Raw genomic sequence first — 17,915 nt, 5'->3', positions numbered from 1 at the left:
CCTTACCGATCGTCCGTACCGCCCCGACCCCGCACCTTGGCACCCCTCTTGCTTATTAATATCAAGAGGGTAACAAAACCCCCGGTAATTAAGACTACTGAGAGGGAATGGCACCATGGCTATTGATTGGAATCTCTACGACCCGAAGGGGGGCTATGACGAACTCATCGGCTCCCCGGGTATTCCTCGCCCCTCCGCGACCAACCTGACCGCCTGGCTGCGCTCCCTGTCGGACGATGAGTTGCAAATGCGCAAGCTCGATGCGGAGCTGGCGATTATCGATAAGGGTGTCACCTTCACCGTCTATAGCGATGGCGAGAATATCGACCGGGCCTGGCCTTTCGACATCATTCCGCGCGTACTACCCCTTAGCGAGTGGCGGGGGGTCGAAGCTGGCCTCAAACAGCGCCTCAAGGCCCTCAACCTCTTCATCGACGACCTCTACCACGCCCAAAAGGTGCTGGAGGATGGCGTGGTGCCCAGGGAACTCATCGCGAATTCCAAGGGCTTTCGCCAGGAATGCGTTGGTATCCACCCTGCCCACGGCGTCTGGGCCCACATCTGCGGCAGCGACCTGGTGCGGGATGCCGACGGCATCCTCTATGTCCTGGAAGATAACCTGCGGGTGCCTTCGGGCGTCTCCTACATGATTGAAAACCGCGAGGTCACCAAGCGGGTACTGCCGGAACTCTTTGAGAATACGAACATTTTGCCCGTCGATGACTATCCCGACCGGCTGCTGGAGATGCTCCAATCCATCTCCCCCGCCAAGGGTCCCCGCCACCAGGTCGCCGTGCTCACCCCCGGCATCTACAATTCAGCCTACTTCGAGCATGCCTTCCTGGCCCGCAGCATGGGCGCCCAATTGGTGGAGGGGGCCGACCTACGCGTGGATCAGGATGACTGCGTCTATATGCAGACCATTCAGGGCATGACGCGGGTGGATGTCATCTACCGGCGCGTGGATGACCTCTTCCTGGACCCGGAGGTCTTCAACCGCGATTCCATGCTCGGTGTGCCCGGACTGATGCGGGCCTGGCGCCAGGGCAAGGTCGCCCTGGCCAATGCCCCGGGCTGCGGGGTGGCGGACGACAAGGTCATCTATTCCTATGTCCCTGATATCATTCGCTATTACCTGGCGGAAGAACCCCTGCTGCCCAATGTGCCGACCTTCCGCTGCCACGTCAAGGCGGAACGGGACCAGGTTCTGGCGAACCTGGAGACCATGGTGGTCAAGCCCGCCAACGAATCCGGAGGCTATGGTATGCTCGTTGGACCTCAATCCACGGCCCGGGAACGAGAGGAGTTTGCCGTCTTGCTAGGGGCCAATCCTCGCAATTACATCGGTCAGCCCGCGCTAAAACTCTCCACCGCGCCGACACTCTGTGATGGATCCCTGGAGCCGCGTCATCTGGATTTGCGGCCCTTCATCCTCCAGGGACGTGATATTCACGTCACCGCTGGCGGCCTGACGCGGGTGGCGATGAAAAGGGGTTCCCTAGTCGTTAATTCATCCCAGGGTGGTGGCAGTAAGGACACCTGGGTCGTCGATAGCGAGATAGCCTGATGCTCTCCCGAGTTGCTGAACGCATTTATTGGCTGGCGCGTTACCTCGAACGCGCCGAAAACACGGCGCGCCTGGTCAGTACCTACCATTTTCTGCTGATGGACCTGCCGCGAGGCGCCCAGTTGGGCTGGAAGGCCTTGCCCGTCATTACCGGCGGACAGGAACTCTTCGCCGAGCACTATCTGCGCCAGGATGAACGCAACACGGTCAAGTTCCTCCTCGCGGATGCCTTCAACCCGAGCTCTCTGATCAATTCCATCGCCTGGGCGCGGGAGAACTGCCGGACTTCTCGTGAGGAGTTACCCGGCGCGGCCTGGGAACAGATCAACGAGTTCCACCTCTTCGTCACCGACCAGGTGATGGAGGCCCTGACCCGCCGTGGCCGCTTCGTTTTCCTGACCGGGGTCATCCGCCGCTGCCAGCAACTAACCGGACTGCTCCACGGCGTCATGAGTCGCGGTCACGCCTACGAGTTCATCGATCTGGGACGTTACCTGGAGCGGGCCGACATGACCTCCCGCGTCATCGATATCGGCACCCAGAGCCACCCCTTGAGCTATCAGTCCCGGGACGAGACGGGCAAGATCGATGTCCATGTCTGGACCAGCATCCTGCGCGCCCTTTCGGCCTATCAGATGTATCGCAAGGACCTGCGGATTGCCGTCAACGATACCGATGTCGCCGCTTACCTGCTCCATGATGGCAACTTCCCCCGCTCTATCCGCCACTGTCTGGACGAGGCCGAGGCCTGCCTGGGGAATCTGCCCCTGCATGGTGACATGCTCCGCCGGGTCCGGGCGGCGCGCCAATACCTCGATGACATCAAACCCGGCGAGTTGGATGGTCCTGGCCTGCATCAAGGGCTGGATGCCCTGCAAATAGGCATATCCAGCATCCACGAAGGCATCCGCAAGACCTGGTTCACGCACTTACACCAGGCCGAGAGTCCAGCTGGTCCAGCCCTCATGCGCCAGGTGGCTGGCCAGTCGCCTCCAGCGTAAAGGGTGGCAGAGCGGCTATGGCCAAGCGGATATTTTCCGCCCAACTGGCGCGCAGGGCGTTGAGATAGGCATCCTGCTCGTCCAGGCGGCGGTACATCCGTAGCACCAGGGAATCACGTTCGTAGAGCAGCAATTCCACCGGCGGCCCCACGGTGACATTGCTCTTCATGGTTGAGTCCATGGAGACCAGGGCGCAGCGCGCTGCGTCCTCCAGGGTTGATTTCTGCTCGATGATGCGATCCAGGATCGGCTTGCCATACTTGGCCTCCCCGATTTGCAGGAAGGGTGTCGCCCGGGAGGTGGTGATGTGGTTGCCCTCGGGATAAATCATGTGCAGGCAGGGCGCCTCTCCCGCGATCTGTCCCCCCAGGATAAAACTCGCGGCGGGGCTGAAACCCGCGTTAGGGGACTCCTTGTCCCGATGCCGCTTTTGCCGCAGGCGGCTAACCTCGCCAATGTAATCCGCCACCTCATTCATATAAGGCGCCTTGTTCAGTGGGCAGTCAGGATCATCCTTCAACTCATGCCGCAGTTGGGCAATCACCGCCTGGGTCGTTGCCAGGTTCCCCGCGCTCAGGATGACAAACTGCCTTTCCCCCGGAATGCCCAGGGTGTGCATCTTGCCGTAGCAACTCACCTGGTCCGAACCCGCGTTAGTCCGGGAGTCCGAAGCAAAAACCAAACCGGCATCAACAGAAATTCCCACACAATAGGTCATCGCGACGGCCCTCAGCCATTACCAGGTACGCACAGTTTAAGGCAAGAAGCGGACCAGCGGACGGGGGATTGGACCGGCCCGACTAGCTGGGGCTTGGTCGGAACCCTGGGTCAGGCGTTTTGACGAGGGAAAGGGTGATGGCCACGCCAAGTAAGCGCCAGCCTGCCAGAACTTATCCTGAGGGTAGGGCCGTCGAGGGACTGGATGCGCTGAGAGAGTGCCCGATGCCCCATGTCGGGGTCAGGCGGTAAGGACTAGGCCGCCTTGGCGCGTGCCCTTGCCGAAGCACCGAAGCGAAACCGAAGACGTCGCATCAGTGACAGGCGATCAACAAAGAGCTTACCCACCAGGTGGTCCATCTCGTGTTGGAGACAGACGGCAGGCATCCCTTCGAGATCCCGCTCGAACGCCTCGCCCTCCCGGCTGAAGGCCCGAACGCGCACCTGCGACGACCGGACCACGTTGCCAACGACACCCGGCACGGAGAGACAACTCTCCTCCACCAGGCAGGGTATGGTACTGGCGAGGATTTCGGGGTTGATGTAGACCTCCGGTTCGGCCTCGCCTCCGGAGAGATCGATCACCAGGACCTGGCGACGATCGCCGGTCTGGGGGGCGGCAAGTCCAATGCCCTTTGAAACCCCTAGGGTCTCGCAGAGATCATCGACCAGACGCCACAAGCTGGCGTCAAAGGCCTCCACGGGTTGCGCGAGCAGGCGCAGGCGCGGATCAGGGTATTCCAGGATCGCTAGGAGAGCCATACCTTAACTCGCTTAACCCGCCGTGCTACCGGGGGCATCAACCGCTTGCGGCACCGGCGCCACCGCATCCAGGGCTAGTCTGCTATCTGCAGAAAGCACACCGGCCCGGCTTGCCGATGCACGCCGGATAAGAGGCAGCGCGGCTAGGATGGCGACCAGCAGCAAGGCGATTTCGATCCCATAGACGAGAAGATAGCCACTGGCGGTCCCCGCAAGGCCCCAAGGCCCATCACCCGCCCCCACCCAGGCATTGACGAGATCGCGCATCGTGCCGCTAAGTGCCATACCGAGGCCCGCCGCAGTCGCCTGGACGGCACCCCAGGCGCCTAATGCCAGACCGGCCTGATGACGGGGGGCGCGATTCATGGTCGCGGTGAGGGTCCCATGACCAAAGAGGGCACCCCCGAAGCCAATCAGGAAATTGCCGACTAGGAACAGACTGGTAGCCCCGAGGGGCGCGGCAATGATCACCAGGGCAAAGGCAGGCAACCCGATCATGGCGCCAACATTGGCGACGCGATAGGGATCCGCGCCACGGCTCAGGACACGGGAGGCCCAGCCGAAGCCGAGCAAACCACCCAGGGCGAGCAAGGCCGTCAGTTTGGTCGTCGTGCCCACGGTGAGATTGAGCACCTGGCCGCCGAAGGGCTCAAGCAGGATGTCGGCCATGCCGAAGGCCATGGTGCCGATCCCAACGACCACGAGGCGACGCAGGGCATACTCCCCCTGGAGAAAACTCGACCAGGACTCGCGGAAGCTGGGATCGGCCGTGGGCGTAGGGGCACCCCGGAGGGGCCGTCGCGTCTCCTGCTTCCACATGGCGATGAGATTCAGCAACATGGTCGCGACAGCGGCACCCTGGATCACTTGAATCAAGCGGCCCGGAGAGAAGTTCGCCAGCGCGGCGCCAAAGATCAGGGAACTGGCGATCATGCCAACGAGCAACATCACATACATCAAGCCAACGACCTTGGGATGTGACTCCGGGGGAGTGAGGTCCGTCGCCAGCGCGAGCCCAGCCGTTTGCACAATGTGTACACCCGCGCCCACGAGGAGGAAGGCCAGGCCTGCCGAAACCAAGCCGATCCAGATCGGGGCATTGGCGGCCTGCAATTTGCCCGCCAGCACGAGCAGCGCGAAGGGCATGATCGCAAAGCCACCAAACTGCAACATGGTGCCATTCCAGATAAAGGGCACGCGCCGCCAGCCCAACTCGCAGCGGTGGGTATCGGAGCGGAAGCCGATCAGGGCACGGAAGGGTGCGAAAATCAGCGGCATGGCCAGCATGATGCCAACCAGGGACGCCGGTACACCCAACTCAACGATCATGACGCGATTGAGGGTCCCGACCAGCAGGACCAGGGCCATACCCACGGAAACCTGGAACAGCGAAAGCCGCAGCAATCGACTGAGGGGGAGATCGGGCGTGGCCACGTCCGCGAAGGGGAGGAAACGCGGGCCAAGGGAAACCCACGACGTCATCAGTTTATAGCCGATGCGGTTCACGTCGGTGATAATTCCTTTAAAAAACAACACGGGGCCGGGATTGGCCGCACCCGACCCCCTTGACAGCCTCCCGTGAGAGAGAGGCTGACGGTCCTAGCCACCCCAATAGGCGGCAAACCACTTCGCATGAGTCAGGATTTCGTAGTGAACGAGCAGGGCAATAACCGCGACCGAACCCAACAACAGCGGCAAGCCGACCGTGGGTTTAACGACACACCAAATTCTACCTTGGTTCATGATTTTCTCCTCAGCCTAGCCAGGGGGTCAAAACGGCCGCAAGCACATGCGCCACGAGAGCAATCGCGAAGAAGACTCGCGCGCCATCAATGACATGTTTATGAAGCTCTTCAGACTCGTTAATCGTAAGTCCGGTAGGCCACACCCGGTCAGGATCGTTCAGATCAGTTGCCATTAGTATTCTCCAAAGACATTAAGAGGTCTCATCAACCTCGAGCGTCGTGCGAACCTCGCACGGAGGGTTGCCATCAGCAGCATTCGGCGGCTTCTCGCTAACGGGAGGCCTCTTCCGCCCTGTGCAAGAATCTTACGAACACCCCCAGAAGTTGTCAACATGATTTGTCTATCATAAGTGTCAGGTTTGGTTGACACCCGCTGACGATCGGGCACGCGGAAATAACCGCGCCCAACGGAGCCCGCAGGGATTGCATCATGGAACCGAGTCTTGGGTCGGGACGGGTAAGCACCCGCTGGAGGTCACGCCGGGGGAGCGGCGTTACCCCCAGGCCAGCAAAATCAACGCTGGCTGGTCAGCAGGGGGAGGCCAAAGAAGGATGAAAGCGGTGCCGGATTTTCCATACGCAGCGGCAGCCCGAAGCTGAAATCCGCCGGGCCCGCCTTACCCATCAGGGTCTCAAGGCCGAACAATGAAGAGAGGGGCGCGGCCTTGCTGCTCAGCAGCCGGTAGCCAAAAGAGAGTTCGAGGCTAGATCCCGAAAATTTACTGATCATAGTGGGTTCAGAGCCCTCGCAACTCGAAATCAGGGGGATTCCCAGGAAGTCCGAGAAGGGCGCCGGCTCATTGCGCTTCAGCACCGGCCACTGCAAGGCCGTGGAAAGGGGTGCACCCGCCTCCTCCCAGGCAGCCGTATCCATCGGTGGCGCCAAAAGGTGGGAATCGACCGGGCCACAACTCTCCAGGATATTGATCGCGGCCTGGCCGAAGCCGAAGGCAGCGCGCACCAACACGATCGAGCGACCCCGCTCCAGACTTTGCGTCAGGATCTTGGCATCGCTGCTACCCAGGGTAAACCCCAACACCGCCTCGGCATTAGCACCGGGCGTCACCAGCAGGATGGTGTTGCTGGGGAAACCATCCTCCTTCAGCTTGTTGAAGGCGACGAGCGCCTGCTGCTCGGTTTCGTACATCCGTACGTAGGTCATGATAGGTCTCCAGAAGAGGTTGCAGGGAGATTTTGCTTTGGCGGCAGGGCGTATCCACCCGCGCCGCACAGTCGCACACTCACTTCAGCATACTCCTCACGACGAACCCAGGGAAACGCTGGTTTAATTCAATTCGCCACTATCGCCTAATTGAAAATCAATTGGTTAAAATCAAATTTTTCGGCCAAAAACCGATTTAATCAGCAACTTCCAAGAAAACGCCAGTAACCCAGGGCACGGCAACGTAGGTTTGAACCTGAAATACTTTAAAGCAAAAGCCCGAGGAAAACGGCTCTTGCGATTTCTGGTTACTCGCCCAATAAGTCCCCACCGACATCTATCTCAGATGATTTAAAGGGGGTCGGGTTTGGCCGACCCCGACCCCTATAGGCCAGACTCCCGCGGGAGAGGCCGAGAGATCTAACCACCCCAATAGGCGGCGAACCATTTGACGTTGGAGAGGATCTCGTAATGCACCAGCAACGCGATCACGGCGACCGAGCCCAGCAACAGCGGCAGGCCAACAGTGGGTTTAACGACACACCAAATTCTACCCTGGTTCATGATCTTCTCCTCAGCCAAGCCACGGGGTCAGGAACGCCGCAAGGACGTGTGCAATCAGGGCGATCACAAAGAACACCCGGGTACCGTCGATAACGTGTTTATGAAGCTCTTCCGACTCTTTGATAGTGAGCCCGGTGGGCCATACCCGGTCCGGATCGTTCAGATCAGTTGCCATGTGCATTCTCCAAGGACAAAAAGAGGTCTCAACCAACCTCGACATCGTGCGAACCCCGCACGGGGGATTACTCCTTACCGCACCCTTGGAAGTCGAAAGAGCACTTCATGCCTGGCGCGGGGCAGGGCCAAAAGGGGCCTTGCCATGGATCGGGAGGGATGTGAAGCGGCTTAACCTCTTCCGTCCCTGAGATGCATCCTACAAACGTCGGGGGCCCTTGTCAACAAAACTTGTCTATCGTAAGTGTCAATCTTGGTTGACACTTAAACCGAAGGCCGAAAAAACCTTGCAGCAGTCGGTTTTCCCGGCCATGCAGTCATAAGCAACTGATTAATATCTATAAAGATGGCATAACGCCTGGAGGGAAGGCCGCTGGAGGGCAGCGTCCCCTCCATGTAGGGAGAATCAGCCTTGGCTGGTAAGCAGGGGGAGACCCAACTTGGAGGATAGTGGCGCCGGATCGGCCAACAGCAGCGGCAAGCCAAAGCTCGCCTCACCCGGGCCCGCATCACCTGACAGCGTCTTGAGACCGAAGAGTGACGAGAGGGGCGCCGCCTTATTGTTCAGCACGGGGAAACCAAATGACCGATCAAAGATCGAGCTAGGGGCAATAGGCTGAATACCCAGCCATGCGGAGAAGGGCGCCGGCTGGTTTTGCTTCAGCACTTCCCACTGGAAGGAACGGGACAAGGGCGCGGCATCGTCATAGTCAACCGATAGCCGTGGCGGCGGCAGAAGCTCGGTCTCGACAGGCCCGCCACTGTCCAGGATATTGACCGCCGACTGGCCGTGACCGAAACCCGCGCGGATCAGCACGAGTGTCAGGCCGCGCTCCACGCCCTGGGCATAGACTTTGGCATCGCTGCCCAGCACATACCCCGCGGCGATCGCGTCTGAAATACTTCCGACCGATGGCCCAATGCCGCCAGACGCCGATGTCACCAGAAAGATGGTCTCTTCGGGAAAACCATCCTCCTCAAGTTTCCTGACGACATCACGCGCCTGCTGTTCGGTTTTATACATCCGTACATAGATCATATTCGCTCTCCAGAAGTATTTGCGGGGGGAGATTCACCGTGGCGGCAGGGGCGCGCCCGCGCCTCGCAATCGCACACGCAGAATAGATTACTCCTCGCAACAGAGCCAAGGAAGTAGCGGATTTACAGATTCGTTAAATCGCCACAAAGGGAAAAGACAGGGGAGTTGCCGCCCGGCAAGCCTATTTCAGCTTTGTACAGACCCCCCACGCGGAGAGCAGGAGGAGACAAGAAGCGCGGGCCGCGATCTTCGGCATGACAAAAAGCGACGCAAAAAAAACGGCGACCCGAGGATCGCCGTTTGCTTTTGAATTTGGAGCGGGAAACGAGGCTCGAACTCGCGACCCCAACCTTGGCAAGGTTGTGCTCTACCACTGAGCTATTCCCGCTTTGAACACCTCGACCAAGGGTTGTACCCAACTCTTGATCAAGAGCCCCGCATTTTACGGATGCTCGCTGGGGTGTCAAGCCTCACGGCTGAAATTTCGCGACGCCCCATCGGCCCCGAACCCCCGACTAACGGCTCGCGCCGGAATGGGTGAGGCTAGGCCAGGCCGCGCGGAGGTAGATGAACATGGACCAGAGGGTGAGGGCCGCGGCGAGATACAGCAGACCCAGCGCGGGTTCATAAATTGGCAGGCCCCAGGGGGCCTTACCCAGGATGAGGATCAGAATGGCAATCATCTGCGCCGTGGTCTTGAATTTGCCGACCTGGGAGACGGCGACCCGGGCGCGTACCCCCAACTCCGCCATCCATTCGCGCAGGGCGGAGACGGTGATCTCGCGGCCGATGATGACCGCCGCGGGCAGGGCCAGCAGGGGACGAGGGTCGGCCTCGACCAGCAGGACCAGGGCCACGGCGACCATGAGTTTGTCGGCGACGGGATCGAGAAAGGCCCCCAGAGCCGAGGTCTGACCCCAGCGGCGGGCCAGATAGCCATCCACCAGATCGGTGAGGGCGGCCAGGCCAAAGACCAGGGCGCAGGCCAGGCGTGCCCAGGTGAAGGGCAGGTAGAAAAAGCCCACGAAGACCGGGATCAGGAAGATACGCAGCAGGGTCAGGATGTTGGGGACGTTCCACATGCCTAGGGCCTCTGACTCGCGGGGTGAATGGCCTCGAAGATTTGCTGGGCCAACTGGCGACTGATGCCCTCGACCTGGGCGATGTCCTCCACCGCGGCGCCCTCCAAGGCCTGAATACCGCCGAATTCGCGCAATAGCCGCTGACGGCGCTTGGGGCCAATCCCAGCGATTTCCTCCAAAACGGAGACCGTGCGCGCCTTGGCGCGACGTTGGCGGTGGGCGGTGATCGCGAAGCGGTGCGCCTCGTCGCGAATCTGCTGGATGAGGTGCATGGCGGGGGAATCGGCCGGCAGTATAACGGCCGTATCCCGACCGGACAACCACAGCTGTTCGGCGCCGGGACGCCGATCCGGCCCCTTGGCGACGCCGATCAGGGTCAATCCCGTGATCGCCAGTTCCCTCAAGGCCGCCTCCACCTGGGCCAGCTGACCGCGCCCGCCGTCGATGAAGAGCACATCCGGCACGGGAAACTCGCCCTGTTTGACGCGGGCATAGCGTCGGCTCAGGGCCTGGTGCATGGCTGCATAGTCGTCGCCCGGCGTCACCCCCTCGATATTGAAGCGGCGATAGTCGGATGTGAGGGGGCCGTCGGTCCCAAAGACCACGCAGGAGGCTACCGTCCGCTCGCCGCTGGTATGGCTGACGTCGAAACACTCCAGGCGCAGCGGGGGGGCCTCCAGATTCAGGGCCAGACGCAGGGCCTCGCGCCGCTGGGCATAGCCGGCCTGACTGCCGAGGCGCGACGCCAGGGCCACCCTGGCGTTGTCGCGGGCCAGGTCGAGCCAATGGACCCGCTCCCCCCGTACCCGGTTCCTGATCACCACCTTATGCCCGGCCCGCTCGCCCAGGGCCGTCTCCAGAAGCTCGCGCTCCTCGGGCTCGGCACTGACCAGAATCACCGCCGGCACCGCCTTGTCTACATAAAACTGTGTCAGGAAGGCGGCGATGATACCGGCCTCTTCCATGCCCTCGGGCACCCGCGGGAAGAAGGCCTTATTGCCCAGGTTACGCCCAGCACGGATGTAGAAGACCTGGACGCACGTCAAGCCGCCGCCACTGGCACAAGCAACGATATCCAGGTCGCCGCCCTGGCCGCTCACATACTGGCGCTGCTGAATGCCACGCAGGGTCTTGATCTGGTCACGCAGCACGGCGGCACGCTCGAAGTCGAGGGCCACGGCGGCGGCCTCCATGCGCCCCGCCAGCTCGCCAATGACCTCGTCCGTGCGGCCCTCCAGAAACTGGATGGTATGCCGCACATCCTGGGCATAGTCCTCGGGTGTCACCAGCCCGACGCAGGGCCCGCTGCACCGCTTGATCTGATACTGGAGGCAAGGCCGTGACCGGTTCCGGAACACCGCATCTTCGCACTGGCGCACCGGGAAGATCTTCTGGAGGAGATGCAGGGTCTCCCGCACCGCCCAGCCGCTGATGAAGGGGCCGAAGAAGCGGTCGCGCCCCTTGGTCGAACCACGATGAAAGGTCAGGCGCGGGAAGGGGTCGCGGACCGTCAGACGGATATAGGGATAACTCTTGTCATCCCGCAGCAGGACGTTGAAGCGCGGCTGCAGGGACTTGATGAGGTTGTTTTCCAGCAGCAGGGCCTCACCCTCGGTGCTGGTCACGGTCACCTCGATGTCCCGGATCAGGGAGACCATGAGCTCGATGCGCCGGTTGTGGGCACGGCCGAAATAGCTCGACACCCGGCGCCGCAGGTCCTTGGCCTTCCCCACGTACAGTACCTTCCCCCCGCCATCCAGCATGCGATAGACGCCCGGAGTCTCGGGAATCTGCCTCAGGAGGCGGCGGGGGTCGGCGGGATCGACGGGATCGGAGTTGGACATCAGCCTCGGCCGGGCGTCCGAATCAGGCCGCCACCCAGTCCCGCGCCTGACCCACCACGGCGCGGAACATCTCGGTCGTCAGCCGACGGGTCTGGGTGTTGTAGCGGCTGCAATGATAGGAGTCCAGCAGCCGCAGCCCCCCAGGCAGGACATACCCGGCGCCGTGGGCAAAGGGATAATCCTTCTGCTTGAGTCCCAGGGCGGTCAGCACGGCCCCATGGGCCAGCCGCCCCAGGGCCAGCACCACGGCGCCCGCATCCAGGTCCGCCAGCTCCGCCCTCAGGTAGCCATTGCACTGGCGGGCCTCCAACCCTGTCGGCTTGTTCTCCGGCGGCAGGCACTTGACGGCGTTGGTGATGCGACAGCCGATCAGCTGGAGTCCATCGTCCCGGGCACGGGAGACCGGCAGGCTACCGAAGCCGAAAGCGTACAGGGTCTCGTATAGCAGGATACCGGCATGATCGCCGGTAAAAGGGCGTCCCGTGGCATTGGCTCCATGAAGCCCGGGGGCCAACCCCACCACCAGAAGCCTGGCCTCCCGAGCGCCAAAAGGGGGGACGGGGGCGGCATTATAAGCGGGATGTCGGCCCCTGACCTCGTCCAGAAAACCGGCCAGACGGGGACAGCGGCGGCAGCCAGGGTTGAACCAGGCCGCCGGGATAGGAATTTCGGAATGGGGCATCAGGACAACGGGGTTTAGCGAGCATGGCTCACAGCATAAAGCCTAGGCCCGACCGTACCAAACCCAGGGGAGCCACGGGATCCAGGGGAACCTCAACGGCCGGGCCTGCTCTGCTGGGCTTATCCAGCCCGACTCGCGATCAGCCCCCCAACCGGACACGAATGCGGGCTCCCCCCAGCGGGCTCCGGACGATAGCCAGATCCCCGCCGTAGGCGGCGCAGATCTCCCGCGCCACCGCCAGCCCGATGCCATGTCCAGGGGTAGCCAGGTCCAGGCGGGCCCCGCGTTCGCCCAACCCCCGCGCCTGCTCGGCGCTAATGCCGGGGCCATCGTCCTCCACCCATAACACCACTAGCCCGCTTTCGCGGCGGGCCCCGATCCGGACCCGGTGACGGCACCACTTAAAGGCGTTGTCGAGCAGGTTTCCCACCACCTCCAGGAGATCGCCCTCAGCCCCGCGGAAGCTGAGCCCAGGCTCCAGATCCCGTTCCACGCTAACCAGGCGCTCGGCATGGAGCTTGGTTAGGGTCGCCAGGAGACGCTCAACGGTCGAGGCCAGGGGAATGGGTCGCGATAGGGGGGCGGCTGGGCGGCCCCGGGCTCGCTCCAGTTGGTAGCTGATGATCTCGTCCATGCGGCGGATCTGCTCTGCCATGACGGCTCTCGGCGACGGATTCGCGGTCGGTGCCTCCTCGGCCCCCACCGGCGCCTCACTCTGCTCGCCAAGAGCGCCGCGCATCACGGCCAGGGGCGTCTTGAGGCTATGGGCCAGATCGGCCAGGGCATTGCCGAGCCGGCCCTGACGCGCCGCCTCGTGGGCCAGCAGGGCGTTGAGGTTCTCGGTCAGGGCACGCAGTTCCCTCGGGTAGGCGCCGTGCAGCCGCTCCTGGCGGCCAGCCTCCACGGCGGCCACCTCGGCGGCCACCCGCCGCAAGGGGCCAAGCCCCCAGCGCAGGGCCACCAGGAGGGTGGCCAGCAAGACCAGGGACATAGCGCCCAGCCAGGTGAAGAGGTGGACCCGAAATCGGGCCAGCTCCTCCTCGTAGGGCCCCAGGTCCTCCGCCACGCTGAAGGTGTAATCCCTGGGGGTCGGCCCGATGGACCAGGTGACGCCAAAGCCCTCCACGAAGAAGGCGCGACCCTGTGCCTCTTGCGCCATCTGGAAACGGCGCACCCCGGGGCCAAGCTGGTGCTCGAAGGGGATGTTCTCGCCGAGGGCGGAAAGGGAGCGCCACACCGGCTCACCCCTTGCGTCGGCGACCTGGGCGTAGAGACCGGAACCTAACAGGCTGAAGCGCGCCTCTGCCAGGTCGCGCGGGAGGGTCAAGCCATCATCGTCCACATCCGCCGCGGCCATCAGGAGGTAGATCTGTCCCAGCAGGCGCTCCTCGCGGGCCGCGCCGGCACTGGCCTGGAAGGCCTGTTCCAAAGCCAGGCTCGTCAGCGCCATAAATACCAGCATTACGAGGGCCGCGGCCCATGTCACCCGCGCCCGCAGGGAGCTCAAGCGCGGCCGTACCCGGCAAGGCGCGATGCCCCGCCCCTGCTCGTCACCCCCAGGCCACGAGGGTGCGAATCCCTGCTCAAGGCCGGGGTGATAACAGCGCCTTGACTCAGCCGGACCGGCCTTCTCACGGCTCCCCCAACGTAAAACGGTAACCCCGGCCACGCAGGGTCTCGATGGGGGCCAACTGGCCATCCGGATCCAGCTTGCGCCGCAACCGCCCGAGCAGGACCTCCAGCACATTGCTGTCGCGATCCTCGTCATGGGGGTAGAGGTAGTCCGCCAGTTCGCGCTTGGACAGGACACGACCGCGCCGTGTCATCAGGTGCTCCAGCAGGCGGAACTCAAAGGCCGTGAGCTCCACCAGCCGCTCCCCGACCCACACCCGCTGGGTAGCGCGGTCGAGTCGCACCGGGCCCGCACGCAACTCCTGGGTCGCGGCCCCATGGGCACGCCGCAACAAGGCCCTCAACCTCGCCACCAACTCATCTATCTCAAAGGGCTTGGCGAGGTAGTCGTCGGCACCCACCTCCAGCCCCTCAACCTTATCCTGCCAACGACCGCGAGCGGTCAGCACCAGGATCGGCAGCAAGCTGCCGGCAGCCCGCAAGCCGCGGATGATCTCGATCCCCGAGATCGTGGGCAGGCCCAGATCCACCAAGGCGACGTCAAAGGGATACTCGCTGGCCAGATAGAGCCCCTCGGCGCCATCCCCCGTCGCCTCGCACCAATAGCCCTCCGCAGTCAGGCGCGCCATGAGCTGGCCGCGCAGGGCCACCTCGTCCTCGATTACCAGGATGCGCATGGATCTGGGTATCTGGCGTCCTAGCGCCCGCTCGCCGGGATGAAGACGCCGCGCACCTCACCCGAGGGCGTCAGCACCTTGACCTCGTAACCCCCGCCCTTCTCCCGTACCGAGAGGACCTTGCCGCCCGTTTGGCGGCGGACCTGCTCCGCCGCCTGGGCGGCGGAAGCAGCCCCCCCGCCCTGGCCCGCGAGGCCTATCCCCGGCGCGGCCGCGCTGGCCGCGCCGGACCCCGCCAGGGCGACCAGGGCTAACAGGACCAGGGGTAAAGGGCTAGGTGGCATGGAGGTATCTCCAACGCTGGTACAGGGCGGGTATCGGCAAATCTATCACAGCCAAATTGCCCCGCGCAGCCCGGCCGCCCAAAAAACATCCGCTACCAGTCGCTGCGGAGAATGACCGTGACACCGCTGGCGAGCGGGGCCCACAAGGGGGCCACCACCGGGCGGGGCTGTACATAGACGGGTTCGCGGACCACCACGACCCGCCTGTCCCTGTCCCAGTAGCCATGGTGACCATGATCGTGGTGCCGCCGATGTCCACGGTGCTCGTGGTGATGCCGCTGGTTGCCGTATCCGTGGCCATCGCCTCGATCCGCTTGGGCCAGGCCGGGCAAGGTCAGGGCCCCAGCCAGCAAAGCCACCGTCATCCATCCCATCGATGTCGTTTTCGTGCTCATGATGATTCTCCTCTGGGGTTCGGCGGGGCCCGATGCCCTCACCGTTGGCAAGCATCCTAGCGCGCCATGCCTGAACCCAAGCTGAACCAAGGCCAAGACCCGCCAACCTAAATGCGTCCCTTGTGACCGGCACGCCATGATCCTGGCATTCTTTAAGGGACGAACCTGATGAGACCCCACGACCGCATTGAGTCAGCCTGAAATCCGACTGAAACAACAGGAAACGCTTGGATGCCCTAGCGACATCCCCCCGCTCAGACTCGGAACTCCGTTACGGCCAGTCCCTCCCCGAAAGGGGTATCAAGGTTGCACCGATTTTCCATCCTTACTGCACAAACTACCCTCGGTCATGGCACATCCTTATTCCTGACGGTAAGGCACCAGGCTCCCTGCCGGGGTAGGGGGCACCCAGTCCAAACCCGACCCACCGGCTCGAGGCAACGAGGCCTTTGATCACACCAACGGAGAAGAATCATGAAAAAATCAACACTTGCCAGCGCCATCATCCTGATGGCGATCGCGACCTCGACCGTGGCACAACCCCTTAGCGGCTATGGTCCCGGACCGGGGCCTGGAGGCTGCGGCATGATGTCAGGCGCGCCCTGTATGGGCAGTGGTGGTCCCGGTCCCGGCGGTGGCGGAGGCTTGGCCGGGATCGATTTCAGAGTCCAGCGCATGACCCAAATGCTGGGGTTGAGTCCCCAGCAGCAAGGCCAGGTCAGGGACATCCTGGAGGAACAGCAGAACAGCCGATATGCCACGAGGGCGCAAGTGGATGCGATCCTGACGCCGGAACAGCGCGCTCTGCACGCGCAAATGATGCGGAGAGGCGGGTCGAGGGGCTATGGGGGCGGATACAACCGCCAGGGCTGGTGACGGAACAGGGGTTTTGTCTGGAGCGGCGAGTTGGCCGGAATTCCGATAGCCGCCCCTGGGATTGCCCATTAGGAGAAGCAGAAATAGCTCTTTCCGGAGACATTCAGCGGGAGACTGAATCCAAAATATACCCAGCGATTGTCCGGCCCCCCGAGAAGCGCCAGTTTGGTCCCTTCGTCCTCGATTTAGCGGCGCGGCGCCTCTTGCGAGACGGCAAGGAGGGGCACCTGACCGGGGCGGAAATCGATCTGCCGTGCCTGCTGGTGGCCGGCTGCTGGCTCTGGTCTTCAGCCTCTTGCTCTTAACGGTGGCCATCGCCGGAGGCAGTTTCCAACCCTTCCACCGCGGCGATGCCTCGCGCAGCCCCGTCAATGGGGGGGCCGGGCTGGGGCTCGCGATCGTGCGGCAATTGACGGAGGCCAGGGGTTGGCGAACCCAACTTCAGCCGCGGGCAGGTGGCGGACTTGAGGCCTGGCTCACCATCGGTCTCACGCCATAGCCCCATCATCGCCGGGCATTGGGATAGGCGCCCATCCGCCAAGCCGCTCCGTCGCCGGTCGCCGGGATACCGCCATCGCTACCGATCAGCCCAGGCCTTAAGCAGGCCTTAAGAATATCCGCGCATAATTCCGGACTCCTCAAGCCGCCGGGTGCCTCCTCGAATCACACCATGTCCCAACCTGATCTCAGACGCTACGCCTGGCTCTCGATCGCCGCGGCCCTGGCGACCATCCTGCTCAAGAGTGGGGCCTGGTGGCTCACCGGATCGGTGGGGCTGCTGTCCGATGCCATCGAATCCCTGGTCAACCTGTCTGGGGCCCTAATGGCCTTGTGGATGCTCACGATCGCGGCCCAGCCCGCGGACGACGACCATTTCTACGGCCATGGCAAGGCGGAATATTTTTCCAGTGGTTTCGAGGGATTACTGATCCTGGCCGCGGCCATCGGCATCGGCTGGGCGGCCGTGGAGCGACTCCTCCATCCCCAGGCGCTGGAGCAGGTCGGGGTGGGTCTGGGCATCTCGGTGATCGCCTCCATCATCAACCTGCTGACGGCGCTCGTCCTGCTGCGCGCCGGCCGCGAGCACCGCTCCATCACCCTCGAAGCCGACGCCCATCACCTGCTCACCGATGTCTGGACCTCCGTCGGGGTGATCTTGGGGGTCGCCGCCGTCTGGCTGACCGGCTGGCTGTGGCTGGACCCCCTCCTGGCCCTCCTGGTGGCGGCGAATATCATCTGGACCGGGGTGCGGCTGGTGAGCCGCTCCGCCGCAGGCCTCATGGACGCGGCCCTGCCGACGGACCAGCAGGCCGCCCTGGCCGCGGTGATGGAGACTTACCGGCGCCAGGGCATCGATTTCCATGCCCTCTGGACCCGTCAGGCCGGCGCGCGCGTCTTCATCTCGGTGCATGTCCTGGTGCCAGGCCGCTGGACGGTCAAAGAGGGGCACGATCTGGTGGAGCGTATCGAGGCCGAGATGCGCGCCGCCCTGCCCCATGCCCACGTCCTGACCCATCTGGAGCCGATCGAGGACCCCCTTTCCCAAGAGGACCAGAGGCTGGATCGATAGCGGGCCCTGCCGATGGGCCCGGACCCCGGTGAGAAAGCCGGACCTGCCCACGCCCTGCGCTACCCCCGGACCCGTGGCCTAAAACGCCCTTAAGCTGGCCTTAAGGAGGAGCTTGGTAATATCCGCTCCCACGGCCGAACAT

Annotated in this window: 21 protein-coding genes and 1 tRNA gene; 5 read left to right on the top strand and 17 right to left on the bottom strand. The window is 63.1% G+C overall.

What is annotated here, in order from left to right; translation table 11 throughout:
• Nucleotides 1–115 precede the first annotated feature (115 nt).
• Complete coding sequence (locus tag IPN92_05450; protein ID MBK8637743.1) at nucleotides 116–1,567, top strand: circularly permuted type 2 ATP-grasp protein; 1,452 nt, start codon at nucleotides 116–118, stop codon at nucleotides 1,565–1,567.
• Complete coding sequence (locus IPN92_05445) at nucleotides 1,567–2,568, top strand: alpha-E domain-containing protein (protein MBK8637742.1); 1,002 nt, start codon at nucleotides 1,567–1,569, stop codon at nucleotides 2,566–2,568. The genes IPN92_05450 and IPN92_05445 overlap by 1 nt, the downstream gene beginning before the upstream one ends.
• Here IPN92_05445 and IPN92_05440 read toward each other — a convergent pair.
• The 17 genes from IPN92_05440 to IPN92_05360 all read right to left on the bottom strand — a co-directional run bounded on the left by IPN92_05440 (nucleotide 2,531) and on the right by IPN92_05360 (nucleotide 15,327).
• Complete coding sequence (locus IPN92_05440; protein ID MBK8637741.1) at nucleotides 2,531–3,286, bottom strand: peptidase; 756 nt, start codon at nucleotides 3,284–3,286, stop codon at nucleotides 2,531–2,533. The genes IPN92_05445 and IPN92_05440 overlap by 38 nt on opposite strands.
• A gap of 254 nt (nucleotides 3,287–3,540) precedes the next feature.
• Nucleotides 3,541–4,047 (bottom strand): peptide deformylase, encoded by a 507-nt coding sequence (gene def, locus IPN92_05435; protein MBK8637740.1) that lies wholly within the window; start codon nucleotides 4,045–4,047, stop codon nucleotides 3,541–3,543.
• Nucleotides 4,048–4,059: 12 nt separating this feature from the next.
• A complete protein-coding gene (locus tag IPN92_05430; GenBank protein MBK8637739.1) occupies nucleotides 4,060–5,529 on the bottom strand; it encodes a PucC family protein in 1,470 nt (489 codons plus the stop codon).
• Between the two features lie 117 nt (nucleotides 5,530–5,646).
• The gene (locus tag IPN92_05425; GenBank protein MBK8637738.1) at nucleotides 5,647–5,790 is read right to left on the bottom strand and encodes a light-harvesting protein; all 144 of its coding nucleotides are present in this window, start codon (nucleotides 5,788–5,790) and stop codon (nucleotides 5,647–5,649) included.
• 10 nt (nucleotides 5,791–5,800) lie between these two features.
• The gene (locus tag IPN92_05420) at nucleotides 5,801–5,965 is read right to left on the bottom strand and encodes a light-harvesting protein (GenBank protein MBK8637737.1); all 165 of its coding nucleotides are present in this window, start codon (nucleotides 5,963–5,965) and stop codon (nucleotides 5,801–5,803) included.
• 341 nt (nucleotides 5,966–6,306) lie between these two features.
• Nucleotides 6,307–6,954, bottom strand: a complete 648-nt coding sequence (locus IPN92_05415) for a hypothetical protein (protein ID MBK8637736.1) — start codon at nucleotides 6,952–6,954, stop codon at nucleotides 6,307–6,309.
• A 420-nt stretch (nucleotides 6,955–7,374) separates the two neighbouring features.
• Nucleotides 7,375–7,518, bottom strand: coding sequence for a light-harvesting protein (locus IPN92_05410; GenBank protein ID MBK8637735.1), 144 nt, complete (start codon nucleotides 7,516–7,518; stop codon nucleotides 7,375–7,377).
• 10 nt (nucleotides 7,519–7,528) lie between these two features.
• Nucleotides 7,529–7,693, bottom strand: coding sequence for a light-harvesting protein (locus IPN92_05405; GenBank protein ID MBK8637734.1), 165 nt, complete (start codon nucleotides 7,691–7,693; stop codon nucleotides 7,529–7,531).
• A gap of 405 nt (nucleotides 7,694–8,098) precedes the next feature.
• Complete coding sequence (locus IPN92_05400; GenBank protein ID MBK8637733.1) at nucleotides 8,099–8,731, bottom strand: hypothetical protein; 633 nt, start codon at nucleotides 8,729–8,731, stop codon at nucleotides 8,099–8,101.
• A 313-nt stretch (nucleotides 8,732–9,044) separates the two neighbouring features.
• Nucleotides 9,045–9,119 (bottom strand) — tRNA-Gly (locus IPN92_05395).
• Nucleotides 9,120–9,246: 127 nt separating this feature from the next.
• Nucleotides 9,247–9,813: a CDP-diacylglycerol--glycerol-3-phosphate 3-phosphatidyltransferase gene (gene pgsA, locus IPN92_05390; GenBank protein ID MBK8637732.1), complete on the bottom strand. Its 567-nt coding sequence runs from the start codon at nucleotides 9,811–9,813 to the stop codon at nucleotides 9,247–9,249.
• A gap of 2 nt (nucleotides 9,814–9,815) precedes the next feature.
• Nucleotides 9,816–11,657: an excinuclease ABC subunit UvrC gene (gene uvrC / locus IPN92_05385; GenBank protein MBK8637731.1), complete on the bottom strand. Its 1,842-nt coding sequence runs from the start codon at nucleotides 11,655–11,657 to the stop codon at nucleotides 9,816–9,818.
• A gap of 22 nt (nucleotides 11,658–11,679) precedes the next feature.
• A complete protein-coding gene (locus tag IPN92_05380) occupies nucleotides 11,680–12,339 on the bottom strand; it encodes a uracil-DNA glycosylase (GenBank protein MBK8637730.1) in 660 nt (219 codons plus the stop codon).
• Nucleotides 12,340–12,478: 139 nt separating this feature from the next.
• A complete protein-coding gene (locus IPN92_05375) occupies nucleotides 12,479–13,846 on the bottom strand; it encodes a two-component sensor histidine kinase (GenBank protein MBK8637729.1) in 1,368 nt (455 codons plus the stop codon).
• A gap of 124 nt (nucleotides 13,847–13,970) precedes the next feature.
• Nucleotides 13,971–14,648, bottom strand: a complete 678-nt coding sequence (locus IPN92_05370) for a response regulator transcription factor (GenBank protein ID MBK8637728.1) — start codon at nucleotides 14,646–14,648, stop codon at nucleotides 13,971–13,973.
• A gap of 20 nt (nucleotides 14,649–14,668) precedes the next feature.
• Nucleotides 14,669–14,896: a hypothetical protein gene (locus tag IPN92_05365; GenBank protein MBK8637727.1), complete on the bottom strand. Its 228-nt coding sequence runs from the start codon at nucleotides 14,894–14,896 to the stop codon at nucleotides 14,669–14,671.
• Between the two features lie 128 nt (nucleotides 14,897–15,024).
• Nucleotides 15,025–15,327: a hypothetical protein gene (locus IPN92_05360; GenBank protein ID MBK8637726.1), complete on the bottom strand. Its 303-nt coding sequence runs from the start codon at nucleotides 15,325–15,327 to the stop codon at nucleotides 15,025–15,027.
• 474 nt (nucleotides 15,328–15,801) lie between these two features.
• On the opposite strand from IPN92_05360, the gene IPN92_05355 reads away from it, so the two are divergent.
• The 3 genes from IPN92_05355 (at nucleotide 15,802) to IPN92_05345 (ending at nucleotide 17,773) form a co-directional block, all read left to right on the top strand.
• A complete protein-coding gene (locus IPN92_05355; GenBank protein MBK8637725.1) occupies nucleotides 15,802–16,203 on the top strand; it encodes a hypothetical protein in 402 nt (133 codons plus the stop codon).
• Nucleotides 16,204–16,456: 253 nt separating this feature from the next.
• A complete protein-coding gene (locus IPN92_05350; GenBank protein MBK8637724.1) occupies nucleotides 16,457–16,702 on the top strand; it encodes a sensor histidine kinase in 246 nt (81 codons plus the stop codon).
• A 171-nt stretch (nucleotides 16,703–16,873) separates the two neighbouring features.
• Entirely contained in the window at nucleotides 16,874–17,773 is a 900-nt protein-coding gene (locus tag IPN92_05345; protein ID MBK8637723.1) for a cation transporter, read from the top strand.
• Nucleotides 17,774–17,915 lie beyond the last annotated feature (142 nt).

The organism is Chromatiaceae bacterium (assembly GCA_016714645.1).
Lineage (GTDB): Bacteria > Pseudomonadota > Gammaproteobacteria > Chromatiales > Chromatiaceae > M0108.
This window is presented reverse-complemented; position numbering and strand designations above follow the sequence as displayed.